General features: G+C 73.4%; 21 protein-coding genes, 1 pseudogene and 1 riboswitch. Of the genes and pseudogenes, 10 read left to right on the top strand and 12 right to left on the bottom strand.

Annotated elements, in window-relative coordinates:
- Positions 1–118: 118 nt before the first annotated feature.
- On the top strand, positions 119–535 hold the full coding sequence (locus AB0N17_RS28565) for a hypothetical protein (protein WP_366014400.1): 417 nt from the start codon (positions 119–121) through the stop codon (positions 533–535).
- A gap of 308 nt (positions 536–843) precedes the next feature.
- Positions 844–3,606, top strand: coding sequence for a hypothetical protein (locus AB0N17_RS28560; RefSeq protein ID WP_366014399.1), 2,763 nt, complete (start codon positions 844–846; stop codon positions 3,604–3,606).
- 19 nt (positions 3,607–3,625) lie between these two features.
- On the opposite strand, the gene AB0N17_RS28555 is transcribed toward AB0N17_RS28560, so the two are convergent.
- Together AB0N17_RS28555 and AB0N17_RS28550 are read right to left on the bottom strand one after the other, a co-directional pair.
- On the bottom strand, positions 3,626–4,012 hold the full coding sequence (locus AB0N17_RS28555) for a PPOX class F420-dependent oxidoreductase (protein ID WP_366014398.1): 387 nt from the start codon (positions 4,010–4,012) through the stop codon (positions 3,626–3,628).
- A gap of 93 nt (positions 4,013–4,105) precedes the next feature.
- Positions 4,106–5,284: an aminotransferase class I/II-fold pyridoxal phosphate-dependent enzyme gene (locus AB0N17_RS28550; RefSeq protein WP_366014397.1), complete on the bottom strand. Its 1,179-nt coding sequence runs from the start codon at positions 5,282–5,284 to the stop codon at positions 4,106–4,108.
- 398 nt (positions 5,285–5,682) lie between these two features.
- Here AB0N17_RS28550 and AB0N17_RS28545 point away from each other — a divergent pair, with 398 nt between their 5' ends.
- The gene (locus AB0N17_RS28545) at positions 5,683–6,513 is read left to right on the top strand and encodes an SAM-dependent methyltransferase (RefSeq protein ID WP_366014396.1); all 831 of its coding nucleotides are present in this window, start codon (positions 5,683–5,685) and stop codon (positions 6,511–6,513) included.
- A gap of 119 nt (positions 6,514–6,632) precedes the next feature.
- Positions 6,633–8,015 carry a S1 family peptidase gene (locus AB0N17_RS28540; protein ID WP_366014395.1) on the top strand — a complete coding sequence of 461 codons (1,383 nt, stop codon included), beginning with the start codon at positions 6,633–6,635 and terminating at the stop codon, positions 8,013–8,015.
- 118 nt (positions 8,016–8,133) lie between these two features.
- Here the strand turns inward: AB0N17_RS28540 and AB0N17_RS28535 are convergent, their stop codons facing one another.
- A complete protein-coding gene (locus tag AB0N17_RS28535; RefSeq protein ID WP_366014394.1) occupies positions 8,134–8,319 on the bottom strand; it encodes a hypothetical protein in 186 nt (61 codons plus the stop codon).
- 99 nt (positions 8,320–8,418) lie between these two features.
- The gene (locus AB0N17_RS28530) at positions 8,419–9,567 is read right to left on the bottom strand and encodes an ROK family transcriptional regulator (RefSeq protein ID WP_366014393.1); all 1,149 of its coding nucleotides are present in this window, start codon (positions 9,565–9,567) and stop codon (positions 8,419–8,421) included.
- Between the two features lie 133 nt (positions 9,568–9,700).
- On the opposite strand from AB0N17_RS28530, the gene AB0N17_RS28525 reads away from it, so the two are divergent.
- The gene (locus AB0N17_RS28525; protein ID WP_366014392.1) at positions 9,701–10,903 is read left to right on the top strand and encodes a Gfo/Idh/MocA family oxidoreductase; all 1,203 of its coding nucleotides are present in this window, start codon (positions 9,701–9,703) and stop codon (positions 10,901–10,903) included.
- A 4-nt stretch (positions 10,904–10,907) separates the two neighbouring features.
- On the opposite strand, the gene AB0N17_RS28520 is transcribed toward AB0N17_RS28525, so the two are convergent.
- On the bottom strand, positions 10,908–11,603 hold the full coding sequence (locus AB0N17_RS28520) for a L,D-transpeptidase family protein (protein ID WP_366014391.1): 696 nt from the start codon (positions 11,601–11,603) through the stop codon (positions 10,908–10,910).
- A 215-nt stretch (positions 11,604–11,818) separates the two neighbouring features.
- Between AB0N17_RS28520 and AB0N17_RS28515 the strand changes: the two genes are divergently transcribed.
- Positions 11,819–13,222: an aminotransferase class I/II-fold pyridoxal phosphate-dependent enzyme gene (locus AB0N17_RS28515; RefSeq protein WP_366014390.1), complete on the top strand. Its 1,404-nt coding sequence runs from the start codon at positions 11,819–11,821 to the stop codon at positions 13,220–13,222.
- On the opposite strand, the pseudogene AB0N17_RS28510 reads toward AB0N17_RS28515, so the two are convergent.
- The 4 genes and pseudogenes from AB0N17_RS28510 to AB0N17_RS28495 all read right to left on the bottom strand — a co-directional run.
- Positions 13,213–13,577, bottom strand: a pseudogene (locus AB0N17_RS28510) (oxidoreductase); the annotation flags it as partial. The gene AB0N17_RS28515 and the pseudogene AB0N17_RS28510 sit on opposite strands and share 10 nt — an antisense overlap.
- 96 nt (positions 13,578–13,673) lie before the next feature.
- Positions 13,674–14,588, bottom strand: a complete 915-nt coding sequence (locus AB0N17_RS28505) for an SDR family oxidoreductase (RefSeq protein ID WP_366014389.1) — start codon at positions 14,586–14,588, stop codon at positions 13,674–13,676.
- Positions 14,589–14,674: 86 nt separating this feature from the next.
- Positions 14,675–15,304 (bottom strand): MBL fold metallo-hydrolase, encoded by a 630-nt coding sequence (locus tag AB0N17_RS28500; protein WP_366014387.1) that lies wholly within the window; start codon positions 15,302–15,304, stop codon positions 14,675–14,677.
- Positions 15,304–16,392 (bottom strand): S-(hydroxymethyl)mycothiol dehydrogenase, encoded by a 1,089-nt coding sequence (locus AB0N17_RS28495; protein WP_366014386.1) that lies wholly within the window; start codon positions 16,390–16,392, stop codon positions 15,304–15,306. Before AB0N17_RS28495 ends, AB0N17_RS28500 begins: the two co-directional genes overlap by 1 nt.
- A 267-nt stretch (positions 16,393–16,659) precedes the next feature.
- Here AB0N17_RS28495 and AB0N17_RS28490 point away from each other — a divergent pair, with 267 nt between their 5' ends.
- Entirely contained in the window at positions 16,660–17,436 is a 777-nt protein-coding gene (locus tag AB0N17_RS28490) for an acyltransferase domain-containing protein (RefSeq protein WP_366014385.1), read from the top strand.
- 65 nt (positions 17,437–17,501) lie between these two features.
- Here AB0N17_RS28490 and AB0N17_RS28485 read toward each other — a convergent pair whose 3' ends face one another.
- Complete coding sequence (locus AB0N17_RS28485; RefSeq protein ID WP_366014384.1) at positions 17,502–17,807, bottom strand: hypothetical protein; 306 nt, start codon at positions 17,805–17,807, stop codon at positions 17,502–17,504.
- A gap of 174 nt (positions 17,808–17,981) precedes the next feature.
- Here AB0N17_RS28485 and AB0N17_RS28480 point away from each other — a divergent pair, with 174 nt between their 5' ends.
- Together AB0N17_RS28480 and AB0N17_RS28475 are read left to right on the top strand one after the other, a co-directional pair.
- Positions 17,982–18,347 (top strand): nuclear transport factor 2 family protein, encoded by a 366-nt coding sequence (locus tag AB0N17_RS28480; RefSeq protein WP_366014383.1) that lies wholly within the window; start codon positions 17,982–17,984, stop codon positions 18,345–18,347.
- Positions 18,348–18,793: 446 nt separating this feature from the next.
- Positions 18,794–18,874: riboswitch (ZMP/ZTP riboswitch) on the top strand.
- Between the two features lie 26 nt (positions 18,875–18,900).
- On the top strand, positions 18,901–19,749 hold the full coding sequence (locus AB0N17_RS28475; protein ID WP_366014382.1) for a bifunctional 5,10-methylenetetrahydrofolate dehydrogenase/5,10-methenyltetrahydrofolate cyclohydrolase: 849 nt from the start codon (positions 18,901–18,903) through the stop codon (positions 19,747–19,749).
- Positions 19,750–19,833: 84 nt separating this feature from the next.
- Here the strand turns inward: AB0N17_RS28475 and AB0N17_RS28470 are convergent, their stop codons facing one another.
- Positions 19,834–20,856 carry a CU044_5270 family protein gene (locus AB0N17_RS28470; protein ID WP_366014381.1) on the bottom strand — a complete coding sequence of 341 codons (1,023 nt, stop codon included), beginning with the start codon at positions 20,854–20,856 and terminating at the stop codon, positions 19,834–19,836.
- Positions 20,849–21,412 carry a sigma-70 family RNA polymerase sigma factor gene (locus AB0N17_RS28465; RefSeq protein ID WP_366014380.1) on the bottom strand — a complete coding sequence of 188 codons (564 nt, stop codon included), beginning with the start codon at positions 21,410–21,412 and terminating at the stop codon, positions 20,849–20,851. The genes AB0N17_RS28470 and AB0N17_RS28465 overlap by 8 nt, the downstream gene beginning before the upstream one ends.
- Before the next feature lie 106 nt (positions 21,413–21,518).
- Between AB0N17_RS28465 and AB0N17_RS28460 the strand changes: the two genes are divergently transcribed.
- Positions 21,519–21,991: cbb3-type cytochrome c oxidase subunit I (locus AB0N17_RS28460; RefSeq protein ID WP_366014379.1), on the top strand; the 473-nt coding region annotated here is incomplete at its 3' end.

Below are 21,991 nucleotides of genomic sequence, written 5' to 3'. Positions count from 1 at the left end.
TACGCGTGACACTGAGTGCCATACTCTGTCGGCGTGCACGGTGGCACAGCAACCGCGCACTCGCGTGCCGGTGCGCCGGGCACGTGGGATTCCGGCCGAGCGCAGGGAGTTGACCAGCGTGTACCACCACTCAGCAAGCGTCGCGCATGCGGCGGCCGGTTCCGCGGCGGGGGTGCTCGATCCCGTTGCCGCGGACTCCAAGGACGCCATCCACTTCCAGCGCTGCACCTGGTGCGGCACCGCGATGTACCACCGGCTGCTGTGTCCGGTGTGCCAGGGCAGCGAGCTGCGCACCGAGCGCAGCGAGGGCGTCGGCACGGTCCGGCACTCGACCGTGGTGCACCGCAACACGCCGGCGGCGCGCAACGTGTCGCTGATCGAGCTGGCCGAGGGCTTCGTCGTCCGGGGCCGGGTCATGGGCCCGCCGGTCGGCATCCACAGCGGCGACCGGGTCCGGCTGTCCACGGCCAAGGACCCGGTGCGCGGCGAGCCGGTCTTCCAGCTGACGGACGAGCCCTTCCGCGCCTGGACCTGAGGGCCGTACACCGTCAGCGACTCCCCCGGCCCGCGACCTGAGCGCCGGGCCGGTGCGAGTCGGCCGCCCGCCGACTCCCTCGGTGCGGGCGGCACCCGACCGCCTCGGACACGCCTGCGCCGGAGCCGGCGGCCGTCGTGTCGTCGGCCCCGAACTCCGTTGTCGCCGACCGCTGTTGCGCCGGTCCGCGCGGTGTGATCCATCACCTCGCGTTCACAGGCAACCCACAGTCTCCGCCTTCCGTCCTCCGGGACCGAGGGGCTCCCGGTAAGGCCGGGACGCCCGAGATCGGGCTTCGAGGAGGAACAGTGGTCCGTGCCCGGCACATATGGGTGACCGCCGCCGCGTTACTCGCGGTGGCGGCGGCATCCCCAGGGGCGGCAGTCGCACAGTCGCAACCACCGGCACATGCAAGGGCGTCGAGCGCCTCGGACGGCGGGACACTGCCGCCGGGCTGGCGGCTCGCCGGCGGGCGCGGCGCGCCGCAGCTGGAGTGGCGGTCGGACCGGCCGCTGCCGATGGGGGACGCCCGGGTCGAATTCCGCTCCGGCGGCGAGCTGTTGGGGGTGCCGCGGCCGGGACGGGACGGGCACACGTTCCGGCTGCCCCTGCACGGACAGCGGGCCGGTGAGCTGACGGGGCTGCAGGTCTGGTCCGGCGGGCGGCGGTTGGACGCCCGCACCACCGCCGGGGCCGGGGCGGCGGTCAAGCCGCCGGCACCGCTGCCCGCGAACGGCGTGGACCCCGGCGAACCCGGCGCCTATCGCACCCGCACGGGTGAGTACAGCCTGAACCCGGTCCGGCTGCCGGGCCTCCCGGCGCCGGTGGAGATGCGGGCGGTGGTCGTCGCGCCCGTCGGCGCGAAGGGCAAGCGGCCGCTGGCGCTGTTCCTGCACGGCCGCCACGTCACCTGCTACAAGGGCCGCGAGGACGCCACCGGCGACTGGCCCTGCCCGGCCGGCATGCAGCCGGTGCCCAGTCACCGGGGCTACCTGCGCGACCAGAAGCTCCTGGCGTCGCAGGGCTACGTGACCGTGTCGATCTCCGCCAACGGCATCAACGGCCAGGACTTCGCGGCCGAGGACGGCGGCGCGCAGGCGCGCTCCTCGCTGGTGCGGCTGCACCTGGCCCGCTGGGCCGACTGGGCCGACCACCCCGGCACCGCGCCGGAGATCGTACGCCGGGCGCCGCGCGTCGACCTGTCCCGCGTGCTGCTCATCGGGCACTCGCGCGGCGGCGAGGGCGTCAACCGGGCCGCGCTGGACAGCCTCTACCCGCCGCCCGCCGACCAGGACGGCTACCACGGCCCGGTCCGCTGGAGGGTCCGCGGCATGGTGCTGATCGGCCCCACCGTCTTCGGCCAGAACCCGGTGCCCGACGTGCCGTCGGTGACCGTCCTGCCCGGCTGCGACGGTGACGTCTCCGACCTGCAGGGCGAGGTGTACGTCGACGGCACGCGCGCGGTGAGCGACGGCGCCGCGCTGCACAGCGCCGTGTACGTCATCGGCGCCGACCACAACTTCTTCAACTCCGAGTGGACGCCGGGCCAGGCCGCGGCACCCGCCGAGGACGACTTCTACGACGACCCGCAGCACCCGGACCCGGTGTGCGGCAAGCATGCCGCGACCCGGCTGACCGCGGACCGGCAGCACCGGGCCGGCTCGACGTACATCGCCGCCGCCGCGCGGCTGTTCCTGGCCGGCGACGACCGCGTACGGCCGTTGCTGGACGGCTCCGGGAAGCGGGCGCCGTCGGCGGACCCGGCGCGGGTGCTCAGCCACGCGGTGGGCGGGCGCCGGGGCGCCGGGTTCCTGCCGGACGGCGGGGTGTCGGTGACCGGCGGCCGGCTGTGCGACGCCGTGGACCCCAGCCCGGCCAAGGCCTGTCTGGGGCAGGGCGCGAAGGGCGCGTCGCCGCACTTCGTGCCGTGGGGGATCGACCGTGAGCCGGGCCGGCACGCGATCGCGCTGCACTGGACGCGCGCCGGCACGCCCGCGCGGGTGACGGCCGGGCGGCCGCTGTCGCTGGCCGGTGCCAAGGCGCTGGCTCTACGGCTGTTCGTGCCGCCGAACACGAAGGGCACGCAGCTGGACGTGTCCCTGACGGACGCCTCCGGCCACCGGGCGAAGCTGGGCCGGGTCGGCGTCGACGGGCTGCCGGGCAGTGAGCGGACCACGTCGTACTGGGCGCGCGAGATCCGGGTGCCGCTGACGGCGGCCGGCCGCGCGGGACTCGACCTGCGCGAGGTCAAGTCCCTGGAGCTGACCCCGCGTTCGCGGTCCGGGCGGGCCTGGCTGATGGACGCCTGGGGCTGGCGTGCGGGGACGCCCGCGGTGCGGGCGGCGGCGCTGCCGCGCGTGGACGTCGGACGGGCGACCGTGGACGAGGGCGACTCGGGCGTGCGCACGTACCACGTGCCGGTGCGGGTCACCGGCCACGGCAGCGGCCAGGTCCGGGTGTACGTCCTCGACCCGGCCACCGGGCGGGCCAGGGACCGGCTGGTGACGGTGCGTCCGGGCGGCCACGACATCGATGTGCCGGTCGAGGTGCGGGGCAACACGCGGTACGGCACCGACGTGTCGCACGACATCCTGGTCAAGGCGGTGCACCGCACCGTGGTCGGCTCCTACCGGGGCGGGATCACCGTCCACGACGACGATCCGGCGCCCACCATGACCGTCACGCCGGTCGCCGGCCGGGTCACCGAGGGGCAGTCGCTCACGTGGCGGGTGTCCCTGTCCCAGGCGGTAGACGTGGACATGTCCGCGATGTTCGCGGTCACGCCGGTGACCGGGCCGGAGCTGTCCACCAAGGACGTCCCGGCCGCCTGGCTGCGGGACACCGCGGGGGCGAAGCCCGACCCGGAGCGCGCGCTGTCGAAGGTGGACGGCCTCTGGCTGTGGACGGACATCCCGGCGGGCCGCACGAGCGCCGACGTCACCGTGCCCACGGTGAAGGACCGGGTCGTCGAGCCCGAGGAGTCGGTGCGGTTCCAGCAGGTCGACATGCGCACCGGAAAGCCGCAGCCCGGCGGGCTGGTGCTGGCCGGGTCGGTGCTGAACGGGTCGTAGGACACCGTCCGGGTGACCCTCAGTCGGTGAGGGTCACCCGGATCCCGACCGTGCCGTCCAGGCCGCGGCGCAGCCGGCTGCCCAGCAGGGTGAGGCGGCCGACGATGCCGTACTTGCGGGCGATCAGCTCGCGGTAGCGGGCGGTGGTGGCCGCGTCGGCGATCTCGGCGGTGGCGGGCCGCTGGTCGCCGGTGGGGGTGCCACGGACGTCGCAGGGGCCCGCCAGGATGTCGGGGCTGCGCCGGATCCGCTTGACCTTGCCGCTGTCGGCGGCCGTCCACACGCCGAGGGTGTCGCCGTCGCGGACCACCCACACCGGGGTCGCGACGGGAGTGCCGTTCCTGCGGTGGCTGGTCACCAGCAGGTACTTTCCGGAGCCGAGCCGGTCGAGCCGCGTGCCGTCCATGCCCGGCAGTCTAGAAGCCGCCCGCCGTCCCGGGAGGACCGGCCGCGGTGGGCGGGCCACGGCGGGCGGGCCGCGCCCGCGTGGTGCGCCCGGTCAGGTCAGGGCCGCCGCCATCCGCCGTACCCCCTCGGTGAGGATCTCGGGCGAGGTCGCCAGGTTCAGGCGCGCGTGTCCCGCGCCGCCGGTGCCGAAGGGGACACCGGAGCTGAGGGCGACCCGTCCGCGGTCGAGGAAGACCTCGGCGGGGTCGTCGCCGAGGCCGAGGGCCCGGCAGTCGAGCCAGGCCAGACAGGTGGCCTCGGCGGGGCAGGCGCGGATGGCGGGCAGGTGCTCGGCGAGCAGGGCGGTGAGCAGGTCGCGGTTGGCCCGCAGCCCGGCCAGCAGGGCGTCCAGCCAGCCGGTGGCGTCCCGCAGGGCGGCCGTGTGCGCGATGACGCCGAGGTGGCTGGGGCCGTGGCCGACCTCTTCGGGCAGGCGCGCGAGGTCGGCCGCGGCCCCGGGCCCGGCGAGGGCGAGGGCGGCCTTGAGGCCGGCCAGGTTCCAGCCCTTGGAGGCCGACATCAGGGACAGGCCGCGTGCGGCGCCGGGCACGGCCAGGTACGGCACGAAGATGACGCCGGGGTCGACGAGCGGCGCGTGGATCTCGTCCGCCACGACCCGGACGCCGTACCGCTCGGCGAGCTCGGCGACGGCCGCCAGCTCGTCGGCGGTGTGCACGGTGCCGGTGGGGTTGTGCGGGCTGCAGAGCAGGAACGCGGCCCGGCCGGCCCCCGCGGTCACCTCCCGGAACGTCTCCTCCAGGCCGGCCAGGTCGATGCGTCGGCCGGGACCGAGCGGGGCCTCCACCACCCGGCGGTCCATGTGCGCGATGAACTGGAAGAACGGCGGGTACACCGGCGAGTTGACGACGACCGGATCGCCGGGTGCGGTGACCAGCTTGAGCATCTCGACCACTCCGAGCATCACGTCCGGAACGATCGCGGTGCGGTCGACGGCGACCCCGTCCCAGTTCCACCGCTTGGCGGCGAAGGCGGCGAGGGCCTCGGCGTAGGCGGTGCCTGCCGGGTATCCGGTGTCACCGAGCGCCAGCGCGTCGGTGACGGCGCGGACGACGGGCTCGGCGAGCGGGACGTCCATCTCGGCGACCCACAGCGGCAGCACGTCCTCGGGGTAGGTGCGCCATTTCATGCTCGTACGGCATCGCAGCCGCTCCAGGCCGAGCGCGCGCAGCGGATCCGGTTCGCCGGGGGTGACGTGCGGGATGCTGGTCATGGGGCTCAAGATAGGCGGTCGCGGCGCGGGCGGAAACGGGATCGCCGGGAGGGGCGGGCGGCGCGGGGCGGCGGCGGAGGGCCGCTTCCCGAGGACCGTCCCGCCGCTGCAGCGGGACGCGTGGCGAGCCCAGCGGGACGATTGGCGGGCCCGGCAGGACGCGTGGCGAGCCCGGCAGGACGCGTGGCGGGCCCGGCGGGACCTGCCGGCCGGGCTCCTGGGACGGCGTCCAGGCCCGGTCGACGACGCCCGATGCAGGATCGACGACGCGGCGGGCGCGACCGGTCCCGGTCGGCGCCGGGGGAAAACCCCGGAGGCGCGGCGGAGATCAACTCGGGCGTCTAGATTGCCTCTTGGACCCGGTATCTCTCATCAGGCATCCAGGGGAGCTGACCCACGTGACCGACAATACGGCAGCCACCGACGACGTGGCCGTGTCGCTGCGCGCCCGTGTCGACACCAGCCGGCCGCACACCGCCCGCATCTGGAACTACTGGCTCGGCGGCAAGGACAACTACGAGGTCGACCGGGCGGCCGGCGACCAGATCCGCCGACTGCACCCGGGCATCGGGGAGTACGCCCGCGCCGACCGGCTCTTCCTCGGCCGGGCCGTACGGCACCTGGTCGGTGAGGTGGGCATCCGGCAGTTCCTGGGCATCGGCACCGGGCTGCCGACCGCCGACAACACGCACGAGGTCGCCCAGCGGCTCGCGCCGGAGTCCCGGATCGTGTACGTCGACAACGATCCGCTCGTCCTGGCGCACGCGCGTGCGCTGCTGACGAGCACGCCCGAGGGCCGTACCGACTACCTGGACGCGGACCTGCGCGACGTCGACGCGATCCTCGAACACGCGGCGAAGACGCTGGACTTCGCCGAGCCGGTGGCGCTGATGCTGCTCGGCGTGGTCATCTTCGTCGGCGACGACGAGGACCCGTACGGCCTGGTGCGGCGGTTGACGGAGCGGCTGCCGTCGGGCAGTCACCTGGTGCTGTCGCACACCGTCACCAGCCCGTCGATGCCGGACGTGGACGAGGCGGTCGCGTTCTGGAACGAGCACGGCACCCCGAGGCTGACCCAGCGCACCCCCGGGGACGTGACCCGGTTCTTCGACGGTCTGGAGCTGCTGGAGCCGGGCGTGGTGTCCTGCTCGCGCTGGCGTCCGGAGCACGACCACGGGGCCGTGCCGGAGGAGGTCGCCATGTTCGGCGGGGTGGCCCGCAAGAGCTGAGCACGCCCGGCGGTGAACACGGCCGCTCCGGGCGCCGTATGGAGGAGCGGGCCCTCGACCACCCGGGGGTCCCGCGCTGCCGGCAGGGGCGGCGCGCGGTTCGGGTTCGGGAGCCATGCATGCGGCACGCACGACGACGGGTCGTCCGGCGAGTGACACGGCTGGCGGCGGTCGGCGGACTCCTCCTGGGCGGCGCGATGGTCACCCAGGCGGCCATGGCGAGCGAGACACCGCCGGCCGCCGCCAGACCGCTCAGCACCGCCGGGGGCGCCGGGGACACCGGTGCCGCGCTGGTGGCGCGGCTCGGCACGGCGCGTACGGCGGGCAACTGGATCGGTGCCGACGGGCGGCCGGTGGTGGCGGTGACCGACGGCGCGGCGGCGCGGGAGGTGCGGCGGGCGGGGGCCGAGGCGAAGGTCGTCGGGCACAGCATGGACGAGCTGAAGGGGGCCACCCGGGCGCTGCGTTCGGCGCCACGGGTGGCCGGCACGGCCTGGCTGGTGGACTACCGGACCAACCGGGTCGTGGTGGAGGCGGACCGCACGGTGTCCGCCGGTGACTGGTCCCGGATGAGTCATGTGGCCACGCGGATCGGCGGCTTCGTGCACATGGAGCGCGCGAAGGGCGCCTTCACGACGCGACTGAACGGCGCCCAGCCGATCCTGTCGACGGGGGGCCGCTGCTCGGCGGGCTTCAACGTGACGAACGGGCGCAGCGACTTCATCCTCACGGCCGGCCACTGCGGTCCCGCCGGATCCACCTGGTTCGCCGGCACGCAGGGCGACCGGCAGCTCGGCAATACGGTGAGCAGCACCTTCCCCGGCAACGACTTCTCGCTCGTGCAGTACGCCTCCGGCAAGGCCGGTGACGGCGCCGACGTCGTCGCGATCGGCGGCGGCAAGGGGGTGCGGATCACCGGGGCGGCCGATGCGGCGGTGGGGCAGCGGGTGTTCCGCAGCGGCAGCACGAGCGGTCTGCACGACGGGCAGGTCACGGGGTTGAACGCGACCGTCAACTACCCGGAGGGCACGGTCACCGGGCTCATTCAGACCACGGTGTGCGCGGAACCGGGCGACAGTGGCGGCCCGTTGTTCTCGGAGGGGATCGCGCTCGGTGTCACCTCGGGCGGCAGCGGCGACTGCACGACGGGCGGGACGACGTTCTTCCAGCCGGTGACCAAGGCGATGGCGGCGCTCGGTGTGCGGCTGATCGTGTCCGCGCAGAACGGCGGTGCCGCGCCGGGCGGTTCGCCGTCGGCGGCGCCGTCGGCGCCGGCGCAGGGCGCGGTGGCGCCCAGTGCGGCCTCACCGGGCTCCTCGGCGCCGGTCACGGGCGCCTCGGAGGGCAGGACGCTGCTGGCGCAGCTGACGGACACCCGGAACGTCGGTCCCGGGCTGCTGGTCATCGCGGGCAGTCTGATCGCGTTGGTCGCGACGCGGTACATCCGCGCCGAGCAGGACCGCAAGGCGTACCGGCGGTACTACTCGGCCACGTGGGGCTGATGTCTCGGCGGGACGTCTCGGCGAGGCGTCTCGGCTGACGTCCGGGAGGTGCTACGAGAAGGGCACCCGTGCTCTCACGGGTGCCCGGGACGGTGCTGCGGCGGTGCGCGCGGGTCGGTCAGGCCGCCCGGGACTGCTGCGGGGCCGCGGCGGCCCACTCCAGCACGAGGCGCTGGTACTCCGCGCGCTGCTCGGTGGTCAGTGTCCCGCCCGACCGGAGCCACAGGGCCCGGATCTCCTCGTTGACCTCCGCGGCCGATCGCTCGGAGGCGGTTTCAACAGTGGTGGACATGCTGTGAAGCATATGCCGATCGAGGTGAAGGCGCTGTGAGTAAGTACACGTGATACGGACATATCGGACCGTGTTACTCATCACGTCAATGTGTCAAGCGGAGGCGGGAGTTCAGTCTCCGGCCGCGCCCAGCACCAGCACCTGGATGGCCAGGACGGCGGCGCCGCGGGCCCAGTCGTGGAAGCCGGAGACCTTCGTCTCCAGGTCGACCGGAGCGGCCCGCGGGTGCCGGTGGGCGCGGACCGTCTCCCGGACCGTGTTTCCGGCCACATCCATCAGGCCGACGCCCTCGCCGGCGAGCAGGATCTTCTGCGGCATCGCGAAGTTGGCGATCTGTGCGACCAGGGTGCCGAGCGCCCGGGCCGCCTCGCCGATCACCCGGGAGGCCATCGGCTCCCCCGCGGCGGCGCCGGCGAGGATCTCCTCGTAGGGGAGGTCGCGCCCGGTGGCGGCGCGGATCTGGTAGCGGATGCTGGGGATGGTGAGCAGCGACACGGCGCTGCCGCGCTCGCCGTCCGGGGTGAGCGGCCCGTACGGGTCGATGATCCAGTGCCGGCCGAAGCCGCGGTCCTCCCCGTCGTGGGGGACCCGGCGGCCGCCGAGCACCAGCCCGTAGCCGATGCCGGCGCCGATGGTCAGGACGACGAAGCGGTCCAGTCCCCGGCCCGCGCCGAACCAGGTCTCGGCCTCGACCAGGGCGGCCACGTCGTTCTCCACGACGACCGGCAGTCCGGTGCGCTCCTCGACGAGCGCGGCGAGCGGCACGTCCCGCCACCCGAGGAACGCGGACTCGCCGACCACCGCCCGCTCGCGCACCAGGCCGCCGACGCCGATGCCGATGCCCGTCGGCGCGGGCCGGCCGGCGCCGAGTTCGGTGGTCATCCCCGCGAGCAGACGGGCCACGGCGGCCGGGTCGTGCGTGGTGAGGGGCCGGTCGAGGCGGGCGGTGACGTCGCTGCGCAGGTTGGTGACGACACCGTGGACCGTGTCGGCGGTGATCTTGAAGCCGAGGAAGGAGCGGGAGCCGGCGACGACGTCGAGCGGCTGGGAGGGGCGGCCCTGCCGTGCCTGCGCCGTGACGCCCGCCTCGGCGGCCTCCGCCAGCAGCCCGGACTCCAGGAGCGGTTTGGTCAGCCGGGTGAGGCTGCCCTGCGAGAGGGCCAGGCGCCGGGCCAGCTCTGTGCGGGACAGCGGCCCGTGCACGAGCACCTCGATCGCCACGGAGCGCTCCGCGGGGCTCAGCGGCAGCCAGCTGGTCATGATGTCCGACCCCTCCCGTTCATTTCTTCCACATCGGAAGCAACAAGGTCACCGTAGCGGGAAAGGAAGGCGTACGAGAAGGTCGTTCCCGGCCTCTTGACGCTCCGATTCTTCCGCATCAAAAGTAATCGGCATGACTTTCTCTCTCGGTATCGTCGGCGCCGGTCAGTTCTCCGGTCAGTTCGCCACCCTGTTCCAGGCCCACCCCGGCGTCCGTGACGTATATGTCACCGATCTGCTGCCCGAGCGCGCCGAGCGGCTGGTGGCGGCACAGGGGCTCGCCGGCACCTTTCCCTCGTACGAGGCCATGCTGGAGTCGCCCGCGGTGGACGCGGTCGCGATCTTCACCCAGCGCTGGACGCACGGCCCGCTGGTGGTGCAGGGCCTGAACGCGGGCAAGCACGTGTACTCCGCCGTTCCCATGGCGATCACCACCGACGAGACAGCCGCGATCATCGACGCGGTCCGGGCGACCGGGCTGACGTACATGATGGGCGAGACCAGCCACTACCACCCCGCGACCGTGCACGCCCGCGAACAGATCGCCCGGGGCGCGTTCGGCCGGATGTTCTACGCCGAGGGCGACTACGTCCACGACATGGACCTGGGCTTCTACGACGCCTACCGGTACAGCGGCGGCGAAGAGTGGAAGGCCACCGCCAGCTATCCCCCGCTGCTGTACCCGACGCACTCGGTGGGCGGGGTGCTCGGCGCCTGGCGGACGCACGCGGTGAGCGTGTCGGCGATCGGTGTGCGTGACGATCGTGGCGACGGCGTCTTCGACCGTGCGGTCAGCCGGTTCGACAACGACGTCTCCAACGCGACCGCTCTGTTCGAGGTGGCGGGTGGCGGTTCGTTCCGTACGAACGAGTTCCGGCGGGTCGGCTACCCCTCGCACATCCGCGAGTCCCGGTTCCGGTTCTTCGGCACGCAGGCCAGCATGGAGCAGCTGGCGACGGTGGCGCTGTGGCAGGACAAGAAGGGGGTGGAGGACATCAGCGAGCTGCTGGAGCCCAGGCCGACCCTGTCCGTCGACGACCCCTCGCTGCGGCATGTCGCGCCGGAGCTGCGGGCGGCGTTCACCTCCGGTTCGGCGCCGGTGCACGACCGGACGCGGCTGCCGCGGGAGTTCGACCGGCTGCACAACGGGCACGAGGGCAGCCACCACTTCCTGGTGGACGACTTCGTCACCGCGGTCGACACGGGTACCCTGCCGCCGGTCGACGCGTGGGTGGCCGCCCGCTACACCCTGCCGGGCATCGTCGCGCACGAGTCCGCGCGGCAGGGCGGGGTCCGGCTGGAGATCCCCGACTTCGGGGACGCCCCCGGGGCGTGAGGGATCAGGTGCCGGGCTTGCGGCCGTAGACGAAGACGTCGTCGCCGTTCTTCAGCAGCGACCAGTACTTCTTGGCGTCCGTCGTGGTCATGTTGACGCAGCCGTGCGAGCCCGGCGGGTTCCACATGCTCAGGCCGACCGAGTGGAAGGCCTGGCCGCCGTCGAAGAACTGGCTGTAGGGCATCGGCACGTCGTAGATGTTCGAGACGTGGTCGATGTCCCGCCAGTAGATCTTCTTCGCGCCGGTGCGGGTGGTGTAGCCCTTGCGGCCGGTGCGCACGGGGACCGGTCCGTACACGAGCTTCTTGCCGTCCTGGATCCAGCTGAGCTGGAGCGTGAGGTTCACGCAGGCGATCCGGCCCTTGTTCACCGGGCACTTGCCGTCCTTGTTCGGGTTCTCGCCGACGGCCTTCTGCTTGTTCATCAGGTCCATCACGCCCCAGGTGACGGATCCGGCGTAGCCGATGTCGGGCGTGATGCCGTGCCTGTCCTGGAAGGCCCTGATGGCCTTGCAGTCGGCGGCGGACTGCTTGCCGTCGACGGGCCGGCCGAGGAACTTCTCCACCTGCTTCTGGTACGGGCCCGCCTGCGTGGTGCAGCTCGCGGCCTGGGCCGGTGCCGCGGTGACGGCGAGTGTGAGCGGCGCCACCAGTCCCGTGACCCCGAGTACGACGGCGCCTCGTCTGCGTATGTCCCCCATGCGGCCTCTTCCCCTCTCCCCTGTCGTCCGGGACCCTGCCCGGGCGTCTTCCTGCGCGATTCCCGCGGATTGCGACTACTAGACCTGTCCGGGGGTGGGAGGGTTGTGGTTCCGGCCGCCCTGTGACGAAACGGTGAACTTCGCACGACCGCAGGATCCACATTCCGCGGATTGGACCGGGAACACGGCCGTCATGTCGCTCTAGGCTGCGGCGCATGCACCCCGCACTCGCCGGCGATCTCTCCCGGCTCCCCGAACTGCTGCAGTCCGCCCGCGACTTCGCCGCCCGTGCGACGGCAGGCCTGGCCGAGCGGCCGGTCGCGGCGTCCGGCCGGGCGCCCGGGCGGGCACCCCTGCCGGACGAGGGGGCGGGGGGCGAGGCCGCTCTCGCGCGGTTCGCCGAGCGGTGGGCGCACGGCTTCTCCGGCTCGGCCGGGCCGCGTTACCTGGGCTTCGTCACCGGGGGCGCGACGCCCGCGTCGGTCGCCGGGGACTGGCTGACGTCCGCGTTCGACCAGAACCTGTCGGGCGAGGGCGGCTCGTGGGCGCAGGCGCTGGAGCGGGAGACGGTGGGCTGGCTGCGCGAGCTGTTCGGGCTGAGCGAGGCGCACAGCGGGGCGTTCGTGACGGGCGCGACCGCGTCCAACACGGTCGGTCTGGCGATCGGCAGGGAGTGGCTCGGTGAGCGGCTGGGCGTGGACGTGTCCCGGCAGGGGGCCGCCGCGCTGGGCCCGGTCGACGTGCTCTCGGGCAGCCCGCACTCCAGCATCGCCAAGGCGATGTCGGTGCTGGGCATCGGCCGGGACCGGTTGCGGCTGGTGCCGCTGCTGCCCGGGAACCGGGAGGCGGTCGACGTCACCGCCCTGGAGGCGGCGCTCGCCGAGCGGGAGGGCCGGCCGGCGATCGTGGTCGCGAACGCGGGCACCGTGAACACCGTCGACTTCGACGATCTGCGCGCGATCGCCGCGCTGCGGGAGCGGTACGGCTTCTGGCTGCACGTCGACGCCGCGTTCGGCGCCTTCGCCGCGCTCAGTCCCGCGTACGCCGCTCTGGTCGACGGTCTCGACGCGGCCGACTCGGTCGGTGTGGACCTGCACAAGTGGCTCAACGTCCCCTACGATGCGGCCCTGCAGTTCACCCGCCGCCGCGACCTGCAGGTGGCGGTGTTCCACAACGCCTCCCCCTATCTGGGCCTTCCGGCCGGGGAGCCCGACTTCCTGCATCTGACCCCGGAGAACTCCCGGCGGCTGCGCGCGCTGCCCGCGTGGTTCTCGCTGGTGGCCTACGGGCGTGCGGGGCACCGGGAGATCGTGGAGCGCACCGTGGCCCAGGCCCGCCGGCTCGGCGCAGGTGTCGACGCACTGCCGGGGCTGCGGCTGCTGGCACCGGTCCGGCTGAACGTCGTCTGCTTCACCCTCGCCGAGGAGCCGACGCGGGAGCGGGTGGAGGCGCTGGCGCGGGCGGTCGCCGAGTCCGGGGAGGCGTACGTGACGACGACGGTGTACGGCGGTGTGCCGGGGCTGCGGGCCGCGTTCACGAACTGGCGCACCACCGGGGCCGACACCGAGCGGGTGCTGGACGTGCTGGCGGCGGCCTCGGGCGGGCGCCGTCAGGGGTGACGTAGGGCCGTGTGGAATCCGGTGTCGACGGCGGTGAGGCCGCCGTCGACCCGGAGGGTGGTGCCGGTGATCCACGCGGCGTCGCGGGAGGCGAGGAAGGCGACCGCGGCGGCGAGCGAGCCGAGGCCGGCCTTCGCGGCGCTGTAGGCGTGGTTGCCGAAGTCCTGCGGGCCGTTGACGGAGCCGATGCTCGGATCGCCCCGCGTCCGGAGGCGGCCAGGGCCTTTCCTCCGTCGAGGTCGAGCGCCCATGCCTCGTCGGGGTCGTCCTCGAAGCGGGGGACGTCCGGGGTGCAGTGGGCGGCGCAGTTGACCGGCACGCCGAGCGAGCCGAACGCGGCGACGGCCCGCTCGACGCCGCCTGGACCGAGGCGCGCTCGACGAGGACTCCGTGTCCTGCGAAGCGGGTGTGATCGGTCATGGGGTGGCCGTACGGCTCCGCGGGCGCCGTTTCACCGGTAACCGGTGACGTCCGCCGGCCTGCCCGCGTCCTGCACCTCGACCAGGTAGCGCCAGGCGTCGGGCCGACTGCCGTCGAGGTCGGTGAAGCCGTAGACCCGGGCGAGCCCGCCGCTGGAGAGCGACCGCCCGTTGAACCGGGCCACGCCGGGGTCGGCGGCCAGCGCGGCCACGGCACGGCCGGCGAAGCGCGGGGTCTCGGAGATGGCGAAGTGCGGTTCCTTCGCGCAGGCCTCACGCCAGTTGTCCTCGCGGACGCCGTACGCGTCGAGCATCAGTTCCGAGCGCAGCCAGCCCGGGGTGAGGGCGACGGCGGTGGCGCCGCGCGGGCCGAGTTCGTGGCCGAGCGCGAAGGCCATGCGCAGCACGGAGGTCTTGGCGAGGTCGTAGAAGAAGTTCACGCGGTAGGTGTCGCGGTTGTAGTCGGCGGTGCCGTCGGTGACCTCCACGACGAGGCCGCCGGGCCGGCGCAGCAGGAGCGGCAGCGCGTGGTGGCTGGTGACGGCGTGCGTCTCGACGGCGAGCCGGAGCAGCCTGAGTCCGTTGTCGAGGTCGTGCTCCCACACCGGGGTGTCCCACTCGAACAGCTTCTCCGCGCCCCAGATGTCGTTGACCAGGACGTCCAGCCGGCCCTGCTCGTCCGCGATGCGGTCCACCAGGGCCCTGACGGCGGCCCGGTCCAGGTGGTCGACGGGTACGGCGACGCCGTGTCCGCCGGCCGCGGTGACCAGGTCGGCGGTGTCCTCGATGGTCTCGGGCCGGTCGTACTCGGAGCGGTGGGCGCGGGTGCTGCGGCCGGTGACGTAGACGGTGGCGCCGGCCGCGCCGAGTTCGACGGCGATGCCGCGCCCGGCGCCCCTGGTCGCCCCGGCGACCAGCGCCACCTTGCCCTTGAGTGGTTCCGGCATGTCCGGCCTCCCGTGCGGTTCGACTGCTGTCGTCGTCCACTGTCGCGAGAAAGCCGGACATCTTCTGTCGGTGTTGCACGCGGGCTTCAGTGTCCGCGTGCGATCCACTCCTCCAGGTGGGGTGCTTCGGCGCCGATGGTGGTGGGGTCGCCGTGACCGGTGAGGACCTTGGTCTCCGGGGGGAGGGTGAGCAGGCGGTCGCGGATGGAGTCGATGATCGTCGGGAAGTGGGAGAAGGAGCGTCCGGTGGCGCCGGGGCCGCCCTGGAAGAGGGTGTCGCCGGTGAAGACGGTGCCGAGCGCGGGGTCGTACAGGCAGACGGCACCCGGGGCGTGTCCGGGGGTGTGCAGGACGGTGAGGTCGGCGCCGGCGGCCTCGATGACCTGGCCGTCGAGGAGGTGGCGGTCGGGGTCGCGGTGGGGGTGGGTCTGCTTCCACAGCGGCAGGTCGTCGGGGTGCAGCCAGATGGTGGCGCCGGTGCGGTCGGCCAGTTCCGTCGCCGCGTTGATGTGGTCGTTGTGCGCGTGGGTGCAGACGATCGCGATCAGGCGCCGGTCGTCGACGGCGCGGGCGATGGCGTCCGCGTCGTGGGCGGCGTCGATGACGATCACCTCCCGCTCGTCGCCGACGATCCACACGTTGTTCTCCACGTCCCAGGTGCCGCCGTCCAGCGTGAACTGCCCGGAGGTGACGAGGCGTTCGATGCGGGTGGTCATCACAGCACCACCACCGAGCGCAGCACGTCGCCGTGGTGCATCCGCTCGAAGGCCTGCTCCACCTCGTCGAGGCGGACGGTCTCGGTGACGAACGCGTCGAGCGGCAGGCGGCCCTGCAGGTGCAGGTCGATCAGCATGGGGAAGTCGCGGGAGGGCAGGCAGTCGCCGTACCAGGAGGACTTCAGGGCGCCGCCGCGGCCGAAGACGTCCAGCAGGGGCAGTTCCAGCTTCATCTCGGGGGTGGGGACGCCGACGAGGACGACGGTGCCGGCGAGGTCGCGGGCGTAGAAGGCCTGCCGGTACGTCTCGGGGCGGCCGACCGCCTCGATGACGACGTCGGCGCCGAAGCCGCCGGTCAGCTCGCGGATGGCCTCGACCGGCTCGGTCTCCTTGGAGTTGACGGTGTGGGTGGCGCCGAGCGTGCGGGCCTTGTCGAGCTTGCGGGCGTCGATGTCCACGGCGATGATCTTCGCCGCGCCGGCCAGGTTCGCTCCGGCGACGGCCGCGTCGCCGACGCCGCCGCAGCCGATGACGGCGACGGAGTCGCCGCGGCCGACCCCTCCGGTGTTGATCGCGGCGCCGAGGCCGGCCATCACCCCGCAGCCCAGCAGTCCGGCGACCGCCGGGGAGACGGCCGGGTCCACCTTGGTGCACTGCCCGGCCGCGACGAGCGTCTTCTCGGCGAACGCGCCGATGCCGAGCGCCGGGGAGAGTTCCCGGCCGGTGGCGGCGAGGGTCATCTTCTGCCGGGCATTGTGGGTGTTGAAGCAGTACCAGGGCCGGCCGCGCAGGCAGGCCCGGCAATTCCCGCACACGGCGCGCCAGTTGAGGATGACGAAGTCGCCGGGTGCCACGTCGGTGACGCCGTCGCCGACCGACTCCACGACGCCGGCGGCCTCATGGCCGAGGAGGAAGGGGAAGTCGTCGGAGATGCCGCCCTGCTTGTAGTGCAGATCGGTGTGACAGACCCCGCAGGCCTGGACGCGTACGACGGCTTCGCCGGGGCCCGGGTCCGGCACCACGATCGTCTCGACCCGTACGGGCTCGTCCTTCCCCGGTGCGATCACGCCGCGTACTTCCTGCGCCATGGCCTGGCCCCTTCCATCGATTGCCTTCGCCGCCGACCCTACGCGCGCGTGGCGGGTATCGGGGCGGACCACGGCGGTGTCCGTGGATCTTTCCGGCCGCCGGACACACCGGCACCGCTCGCCCCGTATCAACGGGCCGGGCGGCGGGACCAGAAGAATCACGTAAGAATTTGACCGAATAATGTCATTCCATGATGGGAATTTTTTTGCAGGGTGCGGGACTTGGCCTGGTTTCTGTATCGCGTCCGGTCGTGCCTCAATGGCGGCATGCCTTCTGACGGCCGCAAGGGACGTACCGCATTCCTGTTCTCGGCCGGCGCCTCACCGCCGTCCGGGACGGGACGAGAACTCCGTTCGCAATTCCCGGTGTTCGCCGAGACGCTGGACGAGATCTGCGCGCGCCTCGATCCGTATCTCGAACTCCCGCTGGAATGCGTGATGTCCGCGGCCGCCGGCAGCCGGACGGCCGCACTGCTGGACCGGGCGCCGTTCGCCGGGCCGGCGGTGTTCGCGCTCCAGGTGGCCCAGTGCCGGCTGCTGGAGAGCTGGGGCGTGCGGCCGGACGTGGTGTTCGGCCAGGCGGCCGGGCGGATGGCCGCCGCGTACGCCGCGGGCGTCTTCTCGCTCGCGGACGCCTGCCACGCGGTGGGCACCCTGGCGCGGCTGCTGGGCGGCCTCGCGGAGACGGCGGGCCGGGCCTGCCCGGACGGGATGCTCGACGCCTACGGCCGCACGCTCGCCACGCTCCACCCGCGTGCGCCGCGTCTCACGCTCGTCTGCGACGGGACCGCCCGTCCGGTGGGCGCCGAGACCGCCGAGCCGGACTTCTGGGTGCGGCACGCGCCCCTGCGGCTCGCGGACGCCGTCGCCCCGCTGCATCGCGACGGGGTCCGCACCTGGCTGGAACTGGGCCCGGGCGACGTGCTCGCCCGGCTGCTCCCGGACGTCCTCCCGGACGGCGCGGCCTCGGTCTTCGCGCTGTCGCGCGACTGGGCGGAACTGCGCTCGGGAACGGATGCCGGCCCCGAGGCCGGACAGGGGTGAGGGCCGCCCGGCGGACGGCCCTCGTGCCCGCCCCGCCGGGACGGCCCCCGCACTCCGCTCGCGGCTCAGGCCTGGACGGCCGGCAGCAGACCCGTCACGGGCGCCACGAGGTCGGTGACCTGGTGCAGTTCGTTCAGCTTGTTCAGCTCACCGAGCTGGTTCAGCCCGCGCACCTGCTCGGAGACCCGCGGCATCCGGTCCTGCTGCGCGGCGGGAATGTCGCTGACGGCGAGCGAGTCGAGCACGGTCATGGGGTTGATCTGCCCGGTGTGCGGTGCGCTCGCGTCGGCCGCGTTCGCCAGCGGGGCGGCAAAGCCCGTGACCCCGGCGGCCAGGCCGAGGGCGGCGACGATACGTCGTGTTGAGATCATGTCTTCAGCAACGGCGGCGGGGGCCGCCCGGACACGGCCGGCGGGCCGTGCTCACCCGTGAGGCGGAGCACGGGGCCTGCGCTTGCCGAGGCCGCCGGGCCGGAGGAGCCTCGAAGGGTGGAGGCCCGTGCGGCTCGTCCCACGTCGGGCCGCGGGCGCCTGAAGGAGGTCACCATGGGCACCGCGACAGGTTCCGCCTTCGACACCGAGACACTGCGCCGGGGCATAGAAGGGACCACCGGGAACACCCTTCTGTCGCTCTACGCCGACGACGCGGAGATCCGCATCGTCGACCGCAACAGCCAGCCCAGCCATCCCACCGTCCTGCGCGGCCGGGGCCAGATCGCCGAGATGCTGGACGACGTCTACCGGCGCGACATGACGCACAAGCTGGACCTGTGTGTCGTGCAGGGCGATCACGCCGCGTTCAGCGAGAGCTGTCAGTACGGGGACGGCACCCGGGTCCTCGCCGAATCGATGATCACCCTGCGCGACGGCAAGATCGCCAGCCAGCTGATCGTCCAGGCCTGGGACGAGTAGGCGCACCCCGGCATGACGGGCGCCGGAAGGAGATACGCGCGCGTCCAGGTCAGCTCTCGGCTGACCTGGACCTTCTCGGCCCGGGCGGCCCTCGGACGACTCCCCCCGGCCCGCCCTCGGCGACACGCGCAGGCCTCCCCGGCGCATCTGCTCCCGCCCGCCGTGCTGCTTCGCTCGGCACTGCGAGCGGCGCGCGGGCGCCCGCGTCCCGCGCTGCCGCGCGTACGCCGCACGCGGCACGGCCGGCTGCGGTGAGCCGAACCGGGGCGAACGTCCGCGCACAGCAGGGAAATCAGCACCGGAGCAGGGAAATCAGCGCTGGAGCGAGGGAATCGGGCGCCGCTGCACGGGGGCCGGCGTCCGCCGGGGCCGGCCTCCCGCCGGCCGCGTGGGTACCCGTTCCGGCGGACGCGCCCCGAGGGGTGTCCGCGTGCTGGGCTACGCTGTACCCGGGCCGTGACTGGCGCTGAGGTGGAGTACCACCGGGGAGCGGCCCGTCGAGAATGCCGCGCGCCTGGGCGAGGAGAGTCGATCCAGCTCAGGAGTGTGACGCATGACCCAGGCCCGCCTCATGGACGGCACCGCGCTCGCCCGGCGCATCGTCGGGGACACCGCGGCGAAGGCCGCCGACCTCACCGCACGCACCGGCGGCGCCCCCTGCCTCGCGACCGTGCTGGTCGGCGAGGACCCCGCGTCCGTGACGTATGTCCGCATGAAGCAGAACCGCTGCCGCGAGGCCGGCGTCGCGTCCCGGCACGTGGCCCTGCCGGCCGCCACGACGACCGCCGAACTCGTGCGCACGCTGCGTGAGTTGTCCGACGACCCGGGTGTGCACGGGATCCTGCTGCAGCACCCGATGGGCGAGCACATCGACGAGCGGGCCGCGTTCGAGGCGATCGCGCCGCAGAAGGACGTCGACGGAGTCACGTTCGCCTCGTTCGCCACGATGAGCTTCGGCCTGCCGGGCTTGGTCTCCTGCACCCCCGGCGGCATCCTGCGGCTGCTGGACGAGTACGGCGTCGACCCGGCCGGGAAGCGGGCCGTGGTGGTGGGCCGCAGCGCGATCCTCGGCAAGCCGGTGGGCATGCTGCTCCTGGCCCGGGACGCCACCGTGACGTACTGCCACTCGCGGACGGCGGACCTGTCGGCTGCGGTCCGCGAGGCGGACATCGTCGTCGTCGCCGTCGGCCGGCCGCGGTTGATCCGCGGGCAGGACATCAAGCCCGGCGCGGTCGTGATCGACGCCGGCTACAACGCGGGCAACGTCGGTGACGTCGACTTCGACTCGGCCGTGGAGCGGGCCTCGCTGATCACCCCGGTGCCGGGCGGTGTCGGCCCGATGACGATCGCCACGCTGCTGGAGCAGACCGTCGAGGCCGCCGCCCGGCAGCTCGGGGCTTAGCCCCTCTCCTTCGGATCTTGCCGGGGTCGGCCGGAAAGCCCCGTCGGCCGGAGCCGGCCTGATCCGAAGGAAAGGACCTGGCGGTCAGCGCATCCAGGCGCTGTAGCCCATCACGTCCCCGGCCTTCACGCCGTACTCCGGGTCGCCCTTGGTGAAGGTGGCCTCCATGCCGAGGACGGCACCGGTGCGCGGTTCCAGGATCAGCATGTGCCGGATGCCGTCGGTGTCGTACAGGTACGCCTGGCCGGGGCGGCCGAGGCGGTCGGTCACCTCACCGGCCGGCCGCATCCCCCCGGCCTGGGCGAACAGCCGGACGACGGCCGCCGATTCGCGGGCCCCGAGGGTCCAGTGGTCGAGGAGTTCCGCGACGGAGTCGAGGAGTTCGGCGGTGCTCGGCGCGGCCGTGCCGCGGTCGGCTTGGGGCCGGGCGAGCTCGGTGAGGTAGGCGCTCATGGCGGCCGCGGTGTGCGGCGGGGTCGCCTCGGGCGGGGCGTCGCTCCACATCGGCGGGTACGTGGTCCGGCTGATCACATGGCCGTCCGCGACCTCGTGCGGGGTGTCGCCCTCGTCGGTGAGGACCGGCCGGCCGGGCGTGCGCGGGTCGGTCGCCACGACCAGCTCGGTGTGGGTGTGGTCCGCACGCCAGCGCACGACACGCTCCTCGGGCAGGGTGACGGGCGGTTTCCCGTCGCTCATGCCGAGGCTCCACGACTGCACGTGGGTGCCCTTGCGCAGGGCGGGCGAGCCGCCCGACGCGGCCGCGTCGGCGAGGGCGGCCAGCTCCTTCAGGGGTACGGGCCTGGAGTGGGCGTGGACGGTCAGCGGGCGGGGCGCGGCGACGGCCCGGGGGGTGCTCGGACCGCCGAGCACGGCGTCGACGGCGATCAGGAGAACGACGGCGGTGGCGGCGAGGCTCCAGAGCAGCCGGGTGCGCGGGGTACGGCCGGGCAGTGACCGAAGCGGCCGCAGCCGGCGCCGGGCGCGCGTCTCGTGCAGCAGCCGCTCCAGCTGCCGCTCGGCGCGGTGGTCCAGCGGCCCGTCGCCGAAGTGGGGGGCGTCGACGGGCACGGGGTTGGCGCGGCGGAGGAGGTCGAGTTCGTCAGCCATGTCGGTGGTCCTCGCAGACTGTCGCGTCGGTGCTGGGTGCGGAATGCGGGACCAGGGCACGCATCCGGTCGATCTCGGCTCGCAGGCGGCCCCGTGCGCGGTGCAGGCGCATGGCCGCCGCCCGGCCGCCGCAGCCCAGGGCCACCGCGATCTCGTCGGCGCCGAGCTCCTCCCAGGCCGCGAGGCGCAGCACCTCCCGGTCCGCCGGGGAGAGCCGGTCCAGTGCCTCGTGCACCCAGGCGCCCGGGGCGTCCGCGTCGGGGCTCGCCACGATGTGCCGTCCGTGCGCGGCCTCGTCGTTGCCCATGCGGTCCACCAGCCGGCGCCGGCGCCCGTAGCCGCGTACCGCGTTCGCCAGGCAGTTGCGGGCCACCCCGTACAGCCAGGGCAGCGGGGTGGCCGGCAGGTCGTCCCGGCGGCGCCAGGCGACCGTGAACACCTCCGCCACCACTTCCTCCACCTCGTCGGCGCGCCCCTGCAGTCGCCTCGCCACATAGCGGCTGACCGCCCAGTAGTGCTCGCGATAGGCAGCGGCGAAGATCTCGTCGTTGCTCATGTTCGGTTCGTGTCCGGCGCCCCCCGGATCGTCACACCCTTTCTCCGTGATGCTCCTCGCGTCGTCCGAGTGTGACCGAGGGGCGGGGCGCGGACACAGGCGGGGCGTGAAGAGGATCAGAGACATCAGGGGCATCAGGGCCGTGCGGTGGCTGACGACCACCGACCACAAGACGATCGGGACGCTCTATTTGGTCACGTCGTTCGCGTTCTTCCTGATCGGTGGCGTGATGGCGTTGCTCATGCGCGCCGAGCTGGCCCGGCCGGGCCTGCAGATCATGTCGAACGAGCAGTTCAACCAGGCGTTCACGATGCACGGCACGATCATGCTGCTGATGTTCGCCACGCCGCTGTTCGCCGGTTTCACGAACTGGATCATGCCGCTGCAGATCGGCGCGCCCGACGTGGCGTTCCCGCGGCTGAACATGTTCGCCTACTGGCTGTACCTGTTCGGCTCGACCATCGCGGTGGGCGGCTTCCTCACCCCGCAGGGTGCGGCCGACTTCGGCTGGTTCGCCTACTCCCCGCTGTCGGACGCGGTCCGCAGCCCGGGGATCGGCGCCGACATGTGGATCATGGG

Source organism: Streptomyces sp. NPDC051133 (assembly GCF_040682635.1).
Lineage (GTDB): Bacteria > Actinomycetota > Actinomycetes > Streptomycetales > Streptomycetaceae > Streptomyces.
Note: the sequence above shows the minus strand (reverse complement) of the source record. Positions and strands in the feature narration are given on the sequence as shown.